This window comes from Sulfurimonas hongkongensis (genome assembly GCF_000445475.1).
Lineage (GTDB): Bacteria > Campylobacterota > Campylobacteria > Campylobacterales > Sulfurimonadaceae > Sulfurimonas > Sulfurimonas hongkongensis.
In genome coordinates this window covers 67,968-81,754 of sequence record NZ_AUPZ01000013.1, presented here as the reverse complement: position 1 = coordinate 81,754, position 13,787 = coordinate 67,968, and the positions used below count along the sequence as shown (strand labels likewise).

Sequence of the window (13,787 nt, the reverse complement as noted above, 5' to 3'; positions counted from 1 at the left end):
ATGTAAATATGAAAAAAATCATAATCTCAAGTGTTGCAATGGCACTTTTAGTTTTTAGTGGGTGTGCTGATAAAGAACCAGCAGTTGATGAGAGAGTCCAAGAAGAAGTAGTGGTGGCTCAAGAGGCTGAACCTGTAAGAACAGAAGTTGTTTCGGCAGAAGACTCTTCTATAGATGAAAATGCAATGTCTAGTTCAGATTCAAATGAGATGAATATGGCAAACTTAGAAAAAGATCTATCCACTGTTTATTTTGACTTTGATAAGTTTAATATCCGTCCTGATATGCAAAGTAGAGTTACAGATAGTGCAAATGTAGCAAATGGTGCTGCTAGTGCTTTTACTGTCAAACTCGAAGGTAATTGTGATGAGTGGGGAAGTGACGAGTATAACTTCGCACTAGGACTAAAAAGAGCATCTAGTGTAAAAAAAGCACTTGTTTCTGAGGGTGTTAGTGAGAGTCGTATCACAATGGTAAGTTATGGTGAGAGCAATCCAGTTTGTACTGAGAAAACTCGAGAATGTTGGGCACAAAACCGCCGAGTTGATTTTAAACTTCTCCCATAACCAATGAAAAGCATCTATTTAGTTACAATCTTTGTAGCTATCGTGCCAATAAAATTGCTAAGCGCTGAGCCTTCTGCTTTTGGCGCTGGTAATTTAGATGATTCCCAACCTTATGGCTTGACTCAAAGCGAAAAGGTTATCCTTCAAACAAAAGACAAACTAAATAAAGTTGTTGTAAAAAGTAACAATCAAGCTAATGAAGTTGAATCTCTACGAGAGAGAATAGACGGTCTTCAAACTATTATTGAAGGGCTTACTAGAAAATCTCAAGAAAACAAATTAAGTCTACAGGAAATAGAGAAAAAAAATGCTCAAGAGTTAGAAAATTCTAATGAGTATGGTAAACGACTTAGTGAAATCTCTCAAGCAAATGCATCAGGGATTAAAGAGATAAACCAAACTCTTGCTAAGACTAAAATTCTTCTTGAGACAATAGAGTCTTCATATGTTACAAAAGAAGAGTATAACACTTTAGTGAATGACTTTAACAAGTTTAAAGAGTTAGTTTCAAAAGAGTTAAAAAAAGATACAGCAAAAAAAAGCTCTAAGCTTGACAAGATCTCAAATGCAGAAATAGAGAAGCTAGCAAAAGAAAATTATGATAAAAAGTACTATACAAAAAGCATAGAGTATTATACTCATCTCATAGAAAACAACTATAGACCTGCAAGAGCTCACTATATGATAGGAGAGATGAAGTACTATAGAAAAAACTATGCAGAAGCAATTGCATACTTTAAAAAGAGTGCATCACTTTATTCTAAGGCTGACTATATGCCTACGTTGATGCTTCATACTGCTATCTCTATGGATAAGACATCTGACTTTAAAAATGCAAAATCTTTTTATAAAGGTGTTATATCTAAATACCCAGATTCTAAAGCAGCTGACATAGCAAAAACCAATCTTAGTAAGATAGAGTAGTTTAAAAAAAGATTTGGTAATATTGTTTAACTTATGTTAGAATCCAAAAAAATTTAAAAAAGGCTCATTTATGGCAATAGAAACAAATCAAATAGTATCATTGGAATATGAAGTTCGTGATGGAGACACAGTTGTAGACTCAAACTTAGGCGCTGCACCATTAGTATTTATGTTTGGTAAAGGTCAAATTATTCCAGGACTAGAGAGTGGAATACAAAATATGGCTATAGGTGAAAAAGGGGATATTTTAGTAAAAGCTGAGGATGCTTATGGAGTTCACAACCCAGATGCTAAACAAGAAGTTCCTAAAGATCAATTTGCAGGAATTGATTTAGAAGAAGGGATGACTCTTTATGGGCAAGGCGAAGATGGAAATACTGTACAAGTTGTTGTTCAAGAGATAGGCGATGAGAGCGTTATAATTGACTTTAATCATCCTTTAGCAGGTAAAGATTTGATGTTTAGCGTAACTATCAGCAATGTAAGAGATGCATCTGCTGAAGAAGCAATGTCTGGTATCCCTGCTGAGAACAAACAAGAAGATGGCTGTTGCAGTTCTAGTGATGCTAGTAGCTCTAGTTGTGGATGCGACTAGTCTTATAGCAATACCCCTTTAATCTTTAAACTAAGCATAATTGCTACACCATTAAAACACTTAGCTTAAACTCTCTAATCTTTAGGGAGGCTGGTGTTTATCAAACTCTTCAAATATAAAATTAATTACAAAAACTATATTAAATATCATAATATAAGAGATTTTTTAGTATATTCTCTTAAAGATAGAGACAACTTGGCTATAATTTCAATATTATATTAAAGGTGATTTTTATGAGTAAAATAGCAATGATATTTGCAGGGCAGGGTAGCCAAGCAATTGGAATGGGTAGAGATTTTTATGAAAACTCAAATCTAGCTAAAGAGATGTTTGAAAAAGCTTCACAAAGGGTAGGTGTTGATTTTAAAGAGTTGATATTCCAGGAGAATGAAAAACTTAATCAAACAGCTTATACACAGCCTGCCATTCTTTTGGTACAGATGATAGCCTACAAACTTTTCAAAGATGCTTGTCCTGATGTTAAAGCTACGGTGTTTTTGGGTCATTCACTAGGAGAATTCTCCGCACTATGTGCTAGTGGAGCAATAGACTATCTTGATGCAGTAGAACTTGTACATAATCGTGGTGCACTTATGCAAGAAGCATGTCAGACAATAGAAGCTGGGATGATGGCAATAGTTGGACTTGATGATGCAAATGTTGAGTTAATCTGCGAAGATGCACAAGCACAAGGTAAAAAAGTGTGGCCTGCAAACTACAACCAAGATGGACAACTTGTTGTTGCTGGAATGAAAGAGGACTTAGTCTCACTAGAGCAGACTTTTAAAGATGCAGGTGCAAAGAGAGCACTACTGCTAAATATGTCTGTTGCATCTCATTGTGAAATCTTAGCATCAGCACAAGAACCACTAAAGATAATAATGGATGGCATGATAAAAAACAACTTTGAAGCACCTGTAATTTCAAATGTAACAACTAAACCATACAGTACAAAATCCGATGCTGTATCTTTATTAAAAGAGCAACTTGTAAAGCCTGTAAAATATAAGCAATCAATCTTAGCAATTGCTGATGATATTGACATGGCAATAGAGTTTGGTAATGGAGCTACTCTAAAAGGTTTAAACAGAAGAATAGCAAAAGAGCTAACAACTCTAAATATATCTGATATGGCAAGCCTAAAGAGTGTTGTAGAAGAGATTTGTAAATAAAAGGAATGGTATGAAAATAGCAATAATGGGTGCAATGCTTGAAGAAGTTGAGCCCTTTTTAGAACTTAGTGAGCATGAGCCACTTTTAAAGTATTTTAAAAAGTATAATGATATTGAATATGGTGGAAATACCTATCATGAAGCAAAATATAAAGATCATGAAATTATACTTGGATATAGCAAAATTGGAAAGGTAAATTCAACTTTAACTGCTGCTACTATGATTGAAAAATTTGGTGCTGAAATTTTGTTGTTCACTGGTGTTGCAGGTGGAGTTAATCCAAAACTTAAAATTGGTGATTTGATTGCTGCTACGCAGCTATGTCAACACGATTTAGACATAACAGCGTTTGGACATCCTCATGGTTATGTACCTGAGGGAGCTGTGTATGTTAAACCTTCAGCCAACTTACTGCATATAGCTAAGGAAGTAGCTGATGAAAAAAACATTGATTTAATAGGCGGTATTATAGCTACTGGAGATCAGTTTGTAGCAGATGAATCTAGAAAAGAGTGGATAAAAAATACATTTGATGCAGATGCTATAGAGATGGAAGGTGCTGCTGTTGCTGTTGTATGTGATGCTTTTGATATACCATTTTTTATTATGCGCTCAATTAGTGATACTGCAGATGAGGGAGCAGTTGAAGATTTTGATGAATTTTTAAAGCATTCATCACAAAGAAGCAGTAGTTTTGTAATATCTATGTTGGATAAAATAAAGTAATTTTTGATGGTAAAGCTTAGTAAAAAAATTATGAGTAAGCTAGGTCGTACTAATGCTGAGTTTGAGCTAATAGAAGAGGGTGATAAAATTTTAGTAGGACTGAGTGGTGGAAAAGACTCACTTACTATGATTCATGCACTAAAAGAGCAGCAAAGACGAGCACCATTTAAGTTTGAGTTTTTAGCTGTAACAGTTGGTTATGGGATGAAAGAGAACTATGAAGCTCTTATCGCACACTGCAAAGAGCACGAGATAGAGCATATCTTTCATGATACTAAGATTTATGACTTAGCTAAAGAAAAAATTAGAAAAAATTCATCTTTTTGTAGTTTTTTCTCAAGAATGAGGAGGGGCACACTTTATGGAGTTGCCGAAAAATATGGATGCAATAAGCTAGCATTAGGACATCATATGGATGATGCAGCTGAGAGTTTTTTCATGAACTTCATTTATAATGGTCAAATGCGTTCACTTGCTCCAAAGTACAGAGCTGATAATGGGCTTATTGTCATTCGTCCACTAATACAGATGCGAGAGAGACAACTAAGGGCCTTTGTTGAGTCTAATAATATTGCCGCTATAGGTGATGAGGCTTGTCCAGCCATGCGTTTTGATATAAAGATGCCTCACGCTAGAGCTAGTACTAAAGAGATGCTAGCAAAGATGGAAAAAGAGTTTCCATCACTCTTTACTTCGATGAATGCTGCGTTTAAAAATATCTCAGCTGATAGTTTTTTTGATAAACAGAGATTTAGTATTTAGTTACTAAATCCTTTTCATCTTTTTCTATTTGAGATTTTTTACTCCAAAGAGTATCGTCTTTTAGATTTTGTAAAAATTCTAAAATATTTTGCTGATAAGCCAGAGTGTCTATATCTCTAGTTATCTCTATAAGTGGTTTTAAAGATTCTATATCTATTTTTTTTGCATATCGTGGGATAATTTTTAACTCTTTTTGGATGTGAGATACTAGAGTGTCTATATCTAAACCATTCGGATCTTGTACTTTTTTTACTAGCTCTTTTGTTGTAAGTGTTAGAAGATTTGCCCTATCTTTATCACCTTTGTATAAATCCATAGCTATCTTTTCAACTATATTATAGTTCTCTTGATCTACATCTTCATTTGATGAAATTATGAGTGCAAATATTTTAGCACGAAACTCTAAAGAGCCATGATGGTGAACAAAAAACTCACGAAAAGCACTGAAAAAGTGGTGTTTGAGCCGAAAACTAAGCTTCATTTTTATCCTTAGGCAATATATATATGGTATTATACACCTTTGAATTTAAAATACTATTTTATAGGTGAAAAATGTGCTAAATGATGATTATGTAGTTTTAAAAAATTCTTTTATAGAGTCACAAAGACTTTTTGATAAGTTAAATATTGTAGCAAATCAGGCTAAGGAAATTGAGTACGATGAAAGTGGTCTTTTTTACGAAGATGAAGAGCGAGTTCAAAGGCACTGGTTGAAACTTAGTTCAAAAATCGTAGATGCACTCTCTCATGATTTGGATTCTTACAAAGTTGAACTTTTAAAAAATGAAGATCTAGAGGCAAGAGAGCTATCTATAAATCTTATTAAAGATGGAGAGATTAGTAAAATTTTAGTTGATTATAGCAGAGATGGTGCTATAAATATCACACAAATCAGTTAAGGAAAATACAAAATGGGTAGAGCTTTTGAATATAGAAAAGCATCAAAGCTAAAGAGATGGGGAGCGATGTCAAAGTTGTTTCCAAAGTTAGGCAAAATTATCACACTAGCAGCAAAAGAGGGTGGTGGCGATCCAGATATGAACCCTAGGCTTCGCACAGCTATACTAAATGCCAAAGCTGAAAACATGCCAAAAGACAATATAGAAGCAGCTATAAAAAGAGCAACGGCCAAAGATACTGCAAATATGCTTGAAGTAAACTTTGAGGGTAAAGCTCCTCATGGTGTTTTAATCTTTATAGAGTGTATGACAGATAACAACACAAGAACAGTTGCTAATATCAAAAATATACTTACAAAACATGGAGGTGAGTTGCTAACAAATGGCTCACTAGAGTTTATGTTTGATAGAAAAACAGTTATAGAGTTTGAGCTACAAGAGGATATGGATGTTGAAGAGTTAGAACTAGAACTCATAGATGCTGGTCTAGAAGAGATAGAAGCTGAAGATGGAATCTGCTTAGTTACAGGGGACTATACAAGTTTTGGCACTCTGACAGAGGCACTAGAGAACATGAATATAGAGATTAAAAAAGCAAATTTAGAGAGAATGGCAAACTCGCCAATAAGTATCACAGACAAACAACAAGAAGAGGTTGACAAGATTTTAGAAAAGCTTGATGATGATGAAGATGTACAGAGAGTTTTTACTAACCTTGCATAAGTAATGAACTATATAGACACTATATATACAGATACCCTTGAGGTAAAGCAATCAAAGTTTATAGCCTATCTCACCCCTTACGCTGACTTTGAAAAAATCTTAATGAAGCTAAAACAAGAGTATCCAAAAGCCAGACACTTTGTGGTAGCTTACAGATATTTAAATAAATATGAGCAAATTGTAGAGTACTCAAGCGATGATGGCGAACCAAAAGGAACATCTGGAAAACCCTCTCTTTTTGTACTTCAAGGTGCCAATCTAATAAATACGGCAGTAATAGTAGTGAGATACTTTGGCGGAACAAAGCTGGGACCTGGAGGACTTGTTCGTGCATATAGTGATGCTATAAACTTGAGTCTGCAAAAAGCTAAATTATTGGAGTACAAAAAAGAAGTGGAAGTTGATATTCGCTTTGAGTACTCAAATATTAGAATGGTTGAATATGAGTGTGAAGAACTAAGTATTGAGATAGTTCAAAAGAGTTTTGATAGCCAAAGTCTATATAAGTTAAGAGCTTCCAAAGAGGGCATGGACCTCTTTTTTAAAAAAATGAGTAGGCTAGTAGAAGTAGTTTAGTAATAAAAATAACTCACAAGTAAAATAATTAGATTAAACATATATGTTTGTTTTCTTAATATAACACTAAGAGTCTCTTTAGTAGTTGTAAGCTACTTTGTAAGTTGGGTCATCTTCTTCGTAAGTGCAGTGTGGTCCAGCTTTTTTTAGGATAGCTTTACAGTCCGCTGAGAGATGTCTAAGAAGTAAGTTTTTGCCTGCATCTTCGTACTTTTTAGTGATAGCATCAATAGCCTCAACCCCAGAAGAGTCCATAACTCTAGCACCTTTGAAGTCTAAAACTACTTTTGGCGGGTCATTTGGTATGTCAAAGTTATCTGCAAATGTTGTTGCTGAACCAAAAAATAGTGGACCCTCAAGCTCATAGATTCTAGTTCCATCAGACTCTGTATAAACTCTTGCAAAAATTCGTGCATGTTTCCAAGCAAAAGCAAGGGCAGAGATGATAACACCTGCAATAACAGCAATAGCTAAGTCTTCAAAAATAGTAATAATTGTAACAGCAAGCATAACAAAAGCATCCGTCTTAGGCATTCTACTTAGTCTTGAAAAGCTTGACCACTCAAAAGTACCAATGCTAACCATAAACATTATTCCAACTAAAACAGCTACTGGAATAGCATTTAAAACTCCGCTCATAGAGACAACAAGAATGATAAGTCCAAGAGCTGCAACAAAGGATGAAAGCCTTCCGATACCGCCAGATGTGTAGTTGATGATGCTTTGTCCTATCATCGCACAACCAGCCATACCACCAAAAAAACCACAAGCGATATTTCCAGTTCCTTGAGCTATACACTCTTTGTTTGCAGAACCTCTAGTATTGCTAAGTTCATCTAAGACTGAGAGAGTCAGTAGAGATTCAATAATGCCAACAAGTGCGACAATAACAGCATAGGGAAGTACCATAATGATGGCATCAAGACTTAAAATATTTTGTGGAATAACAAAACTTGGAAGCTCTCCTGCAAACTCGCTCATATCTGCTAAACCGCTTAGCAAAAGTGTTTCTACATTTGTAAAATAGACAACTAAAGTCACAGCAATGATGGCTACTAAACCCGCTGGAATTGTTTTTGTAAATTTTGGAAGAGTGTACATGATAAACATAGTGATAGCTACTATTAAGTACATCATGTATCCTTGACCTTCGAAAAATTTAAACTGCGAAGTTGCTATTACTATAGCTAAGCCATTTACAAAGCCATGAATAGCTGGAGTTGGAACTAGGCGGATAAATTTACCGAGCTTTAGCATCCCAATGCTTATTTGGATGAGTCCTGCTATGATAGTAGCTAGAAGTATATAGTGAAGAACTCCCATAGCAACGGCTTCTTTACCTAATCCACTAGCTACTAATATATCACTTGCTTCTAATCCTAAGCCTACAAAAACTACAGCTACCGCTCCAGTTGCACCTGAAATCATCCCAGGTTTTCCGCCAATAAGTGAAGTGATAAGTCCTAGTATAAATGCAGTATATAGCCCAACAATAGGACTGACTCCAGCTATAAAACTAAATGCGATGGCTTCTGGAACTAGGGCTACTGATACGACTAAACCAGATAAGATGTCATTTTTGATGTTTGTTGATGTGTACTTTTTTAAATCAAACAATTTTTGGATGCCTTTTGAGAGGTGTTTTGAAATTTCGCGGATTATAACTAAAGCCAAATGAAATTTTGCTTGAAAAAAGAGTAAGCTGTGATATACTTGAGTTAAATCTAAATTTGGAGAATAATGATGAAAAATCTGTTTTTACTGCTTACGGCAATGATTATATTTGGCGGTTGTTCATATAAAAATGAGTCCTTGATGCTATCACAATATGATGCACAATATACAGGGGAGCTATCAAAAGATAAAAAGAGTGTTTTTATAGAGTCTATAGAAGATATGCGAGTTGATAAAAGAAGCTTAGGATATGTCTTAGAAGGTGATAAAAAGGCTCACGAGTTGTACTCTACAGAGGATTTTACTAAAAAGTATAAAGATGCTTTTGAAATTGCACTTAGAATGGCTGGATTTGAAAACTCAGCACAACAAAGTGGTGCAGAGTTAGTTATGAATATAAATATCAAAAAAATAGAGTTTATTTATAATAATAAAAATCTTGATAAAAACCTAAAAGGGGTAATAGAGTTAGAAGTTACTATAAAAAAAGGTACATCTACAATAACTCAAGACTTTAAACAGGCAGCATCTAAATGGATAGCACCGTCTTATAGTTCTAAAGATATTGAGCCATTTTTAAATGAGATTTTTTCACAAAGTGTTAATAGTGTCGTAACAAGGCTAACTAAATACTAAAATAATAAGTTCTATTTGTATTATATGTGATACAATTAATTTAAAAAATGGAGTGTGAAAGAATGGAAAATTTTAGTGATATAGTAGTAGGGCTTGATATTTCAAACAATGCAAAAGAGGTTTTAAATAGAGCTTTTTTAGTAGCTAAAAGAAATGACTCAAAGGTTACTATAGTTCACGCGATAGATGCTGGATTTTTTGGTAACTTTATAAAAGATGCAAAGATTGAAAAATTAAAAATCAGTGCTATAAAGGGTATTGAAAAAGAGTTAGAGGGTGTTAATACTCAAGGCTTAAGTTATACTATAGAAGTCCGAAAAGCTAAACCATCTCTCTTTGTTATGGATGAGGCTAAGGAGAGGGATGCTTGTATGATTATCATAGGTGCAAATGAAAAAAAAGACTTTGCAACTACAATACTAGGATCCACTGCACACAACATCGCACAAAAAAGTAATCTTCCTATTCTTATAGTTAAGAGCAAATCTGGCGAGCCATATAAAAATATAGTAGCTTTTACAGACCTCTCAGAAGTATCTAAAAAGAGCTTACTCTTCTCTCAAGAATTTTTTCACCAAGAGAGTATCAAGTGTGTTTATGCTTATAAAAAGATGAGTGAAATAGCTTTTAGATATCATGATGATTATGAAAATAGAGATGAAATAGAACAAGAGATACAAGCGCATGAACAGGAGAAATTTGATAAGTTTATAAAAGAAAACAATATAAAAAAAGCAGGGCTTATAGAAGATAGAATAGGAGTTACAAATGCCCTTACAAACTATGTTGTTAAAAATAGCAATGATCTTGTGGTTTTAGGCTCAAATGGAGTAAATAATGCAGGTTCATTTCTTTATGGCTCAACTGCATCAAGTTTGATGCAAAGCCTAAAGTGCGATGTCTTAGTATATATCCCTAAAAAATAACTCTCTAACTCTCTTAAATCTTAAGAGAGTCTAGTTGTTCTTTTACCTTTGTTTGTTTAAGAGTAGTATCACTCAGTGCTTCGCGGTTTTTATCTAAAACATCTTGCGGAGCATTTGAGACAAATCTTTCATTATTTAACATTGAGCTTAGTTTGTCTATCTCTTTTTGTAACTTTTCATCTTGTTTTGTAAGTTTAGAGATGATTGGAGTTAGATCTATACTTTCAGTTGGTATAAAAGTCTCACAACTATCAGCTATATCGCTCACAGCATCTTCGATTTTTTCATCACAAAATTCAACTTCATCAACCTTTGCAAGCCTTGCTATAAAAGGCAACATCATCTCTTTGTCTCTGTCTGAGATGCCATCGATTTTTACATAAGCCTTTGCAATCTTCTGGTTTGCCAAATCAACAAGAACTTTCGCTCTTCTTATGGAGACTATAGCATCCATGATTATTTCAAACTTCTTCTCTTCTTTTCTCTGTTTTGTCTTTGTTGGATAAGGAGATATCATGATAGACTCAGAGTCTTCTAGTGTAGTTCCTGAGAGTTCATGGTATAAAAACTCTGTAATAAAAGGCATGAAAGGGTGCAGAAGTTTCATAGCTTCTTTAAATATAGCACCAAGCTCTACTATAGAGGCTTTATCAGCTTTACTAAGCTCTATTCCCCAGTCACAAAACTCATTCCATAAAAATCTATACATAACACTAGCAGCATCGTTAAACTTATACTCATCTAGAGCAGATCTAACTTCTTTTGTAGCAAGGTTTAGTCTTGACATCATGTAGCGACCAAGGTTAGTCTCAACACAAAAACCTTTCATATCAGGGAATATATCTACATTCATTTGAAGATATTTTGAAGCGTTGTAGAGTTTGTTTGTAAAGTTACGGTTTAACTCTAATTTTTCTTCACTCATTCTAATATCGCGACCTTGAGCAGCTGATATTGCTAGGGTAAACCTTAAAATATCAGCAGAGTATTTCTCTATTGTTTCAAGAGGGTCTATAACATTTCCTCTTGACTTACTCATCTTATTACCATGCTCATCACGAACTAGGGCATGAAGATAGATATGGTTAAAAGGAAGCTCTTTGTTAAAGTTCTCACCCATCATCATCATTCTAGCTACCCAGAAAAAGAGAATATCAAAGCCAGTTATCAGAAGTGAGTTTGGATAGAACTCTTTCATATCATCTGATTGAAAAAGTTTGTCCATCTCAGTGTCACCATTTCCCCAACCTAGAGTAGAAAAAGGCCAAAGAGCAGAACTAAACCAAGTATCAAGTACATCTGGGTCTTGAGTTAAGTTTTTAGAGGCACACTTAGGACAAGCTTTAGGATTATCTTTTAGAGATGCAAACTCATGGTCACAATCTCCGCAGTAAAAGACTGGAATCTGATGTCCCCACCAAAGCTGGCGAGAGATGCACCAATCTCTTAAGTCTCCCATCCAAGCGTTGTAAGAGTTTATCCAGTGCGGTGGGAAAAACTTAGCTTCACCACTGTTGGTTTTTTCTATTGACTTTGTGGCAACTTCTTTTCTTACAAACCACTGTTTAGAGATATATGGTTCAACGATATTTTTACATCTGTAACAGTGTCCAACTTGATGTTTATGGTCTTCTATTTTAACTATATAACCCTCTTCATCAAGTCTCTTAACGATGATGTCACGAGCTTGCAGACGCTCTAAGCCTTTAAACTCTTCTGCGTAATCGTTAAGAATTCCTTTTTCATCAAAAACTGTTATGAACTCTAAGTCATGTCTCTTTCCAACCTCATAGTCATTTTGGTCATGTGCAGGAGTTACCTTAACAACTCCAGTTCCAAACTCCATATCAACATGCTCATCAGCGATAATAGCTACTTCTCTTTGAAGTAGTGGAAGGCGAATTTTCTTACCTACAAGGTCTTTATAACGCTTATCATCTGGATGAACCATAACTGCACTGTCTCCAAAATATGTCTCAGGTCTTGTAGTAGCAACTTCTACAAAGCCACTCCCATCAGCAAAAGGATACTTTATATGATAAAACTTACCATCATGGTCTTCATGTTCAACTTCTATATCACTTAATGCTCCATCATGTGTACACCAGTTAACCATGTAGTTTCCACGGATGATTAGTCCATCATTATAAAGATGCACAAATGCCTCTTTAACTGACTTTTGAAGTCCAGCGTCCATAGTAAATCTCTCTCGCTTCCATGCAGGAGTTACCCCCATTTTACGGAGTTGATTTGTCATGATACCAGCGGACTTTTCTTTCCACTTCCAAGCACGCTCTAAAAATGCTTCTCTTCCTATCTCTTCTTTAGTTGTTCCCTCAGCTAGAAGTTGTTTTTCAACTACATTTTGAGTTGCAATTCCTGCATGGTCAGTCCCTGGTTGCCAAAGAGTTTTATAGCCGTCCATTCTTTTATATCTCGTGATAATATCTTGAAGTGTAAATGTAAGTGCGTGACCGATGTGCAGGCGTCCTGTGACGTTTGGAGGTGGCATCATGATGGAGAATGTTTTACTCTCTTGTTGGATAGCAGAGTTGCCATCTACTTCAAAGTATCCTCTATCTTCACATATCTTATAATATCTGTTTTCTATCTCTTGCGGTTTGTAGCCATCTTGCATCTCTTTAGCCTTATAATAATCTCTTATTTTTTCGCGATTATATCTAAAAAGAAGTGAGGCTATTCTTAGATGCCGGTAACTCTTTGCTTGATTGCCATCTTATCTTCATACATATTTTTATCCGCTTTTTCTATTATATTTGAAAATTTTTGAGAAGCTTCATACTCGCTCACACCAAAAGAGAAGCTAACTTGAAACATCTCCTCTTTAGCTTTTAATCTTTTTGAGAGTATTTTTTCTCTAAGTTCATCTAAAATCTCTTTAGCCTTTTGTGCAGAGACATTCTTGTCAAAGAGTAAAATAAACTCATCTCCGCCATAGCGTACAATGCTATTTCTAGTTTTTTTGAGCTCACTTGCAATGTAAATTAGAACCTTATCGCCTATGACATGGCCAAAAGTGTCATTTATTATTTTAAAATAGTTGAGATCAACGATAGCTAAAGTCCCACTATCTCTAAACTTTTGAGCATCATCTTTTAAAAAGTTGTCATTTAACCACTTTCTGTTTTGTACATTTGTTAGAGTGTCTTTATATACTGACTCTTTTAGTTTTTCTACCTCAAGACGAAGTTTTTGAGTCTCTTCGAGTACATTTTCAAGCAATTTATCATCTTTTTCTTTTATGGCACTTATGGCTTTTGAAGTAGATTTGCTTAGTTGCATCGCACTTTTAGAAGCTTGATCTTGAAGGCTTGTTAGATGAGCACATTCATTTATGAGTAGATTCTTAGCGAGTTCACTTTCATTACCAAGCACTGTGCCGTGCGCATTTGCAAACTTAGAAAATATGGCAGCATACATGCTAGGCGTTACAACTGAGATCTCATTTATAGAACTTTTTGTCTGGCTAGAGATAATTTTTAATATATCATTGTTAGAATGCATGACTTGTTGCCTTAAAAAGAGTTGATTGTGACTGTCATTATAACACATTTAAATAACAGTCTCCTATTTTATCGACATTTTA

General features: G+C 34.8%; 15 protein-coding genes. 11 read left to right on the top strand and 4 right to left on the bottom strand.

From position 1 onward, the window contains the following. Window positions 1-8 precede the first annotated feature (8 nt). The 6 genes from M947_RS20735 (at window position 9) to M947_RS20710 (ending at window position 4,746) form a co-directional block, all read left to right on the top strand. Window positions 9-566: an OmpA family protein gene (locus M947_RS20735; RefSeq protein WP_021288066.1), complete on the top strand. Its 558-nt coding sequence runs from the start codon at window positions 9-11 to the stop codon at window positions 564-566. Window positions 567-608: 42 nt separating this feature from the next. Beyond that, complete coding sequence (locus tag M947_RS20730) at window positions 609-1,490, top strand: tetratricopeptide repeat protein (protein WP_245541262.1); 882 nt, start codon at window positions 609-611, stop codon at window positions 1,488-1,490. A gap of 70 nt (window positions 1,491-1,560) precedes the next feature. Then, window positions 1,561-2,085, top strand: a complete 525-nt coding sequence (locus M947_RS20725) for an FKBP-type peptidyl-prolyl cis-trans isomerase (protein ID WP_021288064.1) — start codon at window positions 1,561-1,563, stop codon at window positions 2,083-2,085. Between the two features lie 233 nt (window positions 2,086-2,318). Then, entirely contained in the window at window positions 2,319-3,257 is a 939-nt protein-coding gene (fabD, locus tag M947_RS20720) for an ACP S-malonyltransferase (protein WP_021288063.1), read from the top strand. A 10-nt stretch (window positions 3,258-3,267) separates the two neighbouring features. Further along, window positions 3,268-3,984, top strand: coding sequence for a 5'-methylthioadenosine/adenosylhomocysteine nucleosidase (locus M947_RS20715; protein ID WP_021288062.1), 717 nt, complete (start codon window positions 3,268-3,270; stop codon window positions 3,982-3,984). Window positions 3,985-3,990: 6 nt separating this feature from the next. After that, on the top strand, window positions 3,991-4,746 hold the full coding sequence (locus M947_RS20710) for a tRNA 2-thiocytidine biosynthesis TtcA family protein (RefSeq protein WP_021288061.1): 756 nt from the start codon (window positions 3,991-3,993) through the stop codon (window positions 4,744-4,746). On the opposite strand, the gene M947_RS20705 is transcribed toward M947_RS20710, so the two are convergent. Next, window positions 4,736-5,227, bottom strand: coding sequence for a hypothetical protein (locus M947_RS20705; protein WP_021288060.1), 492 nt, complete (start codon window positions 5,225-5,227; stop codon window positions 4,736-4,738). The genes M947_RS20710 and M947_RS20705 overlap by 11 nt on opposite strands. 73 nt (window positions 5,228-5,300) lie before the next feature. Between M947_RS20705 and M947_RS20700 the strand changes: the two genes are divergently transcribed. The 3 genes from M947_RS20700 to M947_RS20690 are packed head-to-tail and all read left to right on the top strand — an operon-like array spanning window position 5,301 to window position 6,944. Then, window positions 5,301-5,645 carry a hypothetical protein gene (locus M947_RS20700; RefSeq protein ID WP_021288059.1) on the top strand — a complete coding sequence of 115 codons (345 nt, stop codon included), beginning with the start codon at window positions 5,301-5,303 and terminating at the stop codon, window positions 5,643-5,645. A gap of 12 nt (window positions 5,646-5,657) precedes the next feature. Continuing rightward, window positions 5,658-6,368, top strand: a complete 711-nt coding sequence (locus tag M947_RS20695) for a YebC/PmpR family DNA-binding transcriptional regulator (protein ID WP_021288058.1) — start codon at window positions 5,658-5,660, stop codon at window positions 6,366-6,368. A 3-nt stretch (window positions 6,369-6,371) separates the two neighbouring features. Beyond that, window positions 6,372-6,944: an IMPACT family protein gene (locus M947_RS20690; protein ID WP_021288057.1), complete on the top strand. Its 573-nt coding sequence runs from the start codon at window positions 6,372-6,374 to the stop codon at window positions 6,942-6,944. A gap of 78 nt (window positions 6,945-7,022) precedes the next feature. On the opposite strand, the gene M947_RS20685 is transcribed toward M947_RS20690, so the two are convergent. Next, the gene (locus tag M947_RS20685; RefSeq protein ID WP_031348098.1) at window positions 7,023-8,561 is read right to left on the bottom strand and encodes a SulP family inorganic anion transporter; all 1,539 of its coding nucleotides are present in this window, start codon (window positions 8,559-8,561) and stop codon (window positions 7,023-7,025) included. A gap of 123 nt (window positions 8,562-8,684) precedes the next feature. On the opposite strand from M947_RS20685, the gene M947_RS20680 reads away from it, so the two are divergent. Next, the gene (locus tag M947_RS20680) at window positions 8,685-9,254 is read left to right on the top strand and encodes a YajG family lipoprotein (RefSeq protein ID WP_245541261.1); all 570 of its coding nucleotides are present in this window, start codon (window positions 8,685-8,687) and stop codon (window positions 9,252-9,254) included. A gap of 62 nt (window positions 9,255-9,316) precedes the next feature. Next, window positions 9,317-10,180, top strand: a complete 864-nt coding sequence (locus M947_RS20675; protein ID WP_021288054.1) for a universal stress protein — start codon at window positions 9,317-9,319, stop codon at window positions 10,178-10,180. 13 nt (window positions 10,181-10,193) lie between these two features. On the opposite strand, the gene M947_RS20670 is transcribed toward M947_RS20675, so the two are convergent. Both M947_RS20670 and M947_RS20665 read right to left on the bottom strand, forming a co-directional pair. Next, window positions 10,194-12,818, bottom strand: a complete 2,625-nt coding sequence (locus M947_RS20670; protein ID WP_021288053.1) for a valine--tRNA ligase — start codon at window positions 12,816-12,818, stop codon at window positions 10,194-10,196. A 65-nt stretch (window positions 12,819-12,883) separates the two neighbouring features. Beyond that, window positions 12,884-13,705: a GGDEF domain-containing protein gene (locus tag M947_RS20665; RefSeq protein WP_021288052.1), complete on the bottom strand. Its 822-nt coding sequence runs from the start codon at window positions 13,703-13,705 to the stop codon at window positions 12,884-12,886. Window positions 13,706-13,787 lie beyond the last annotated feature (82 nt).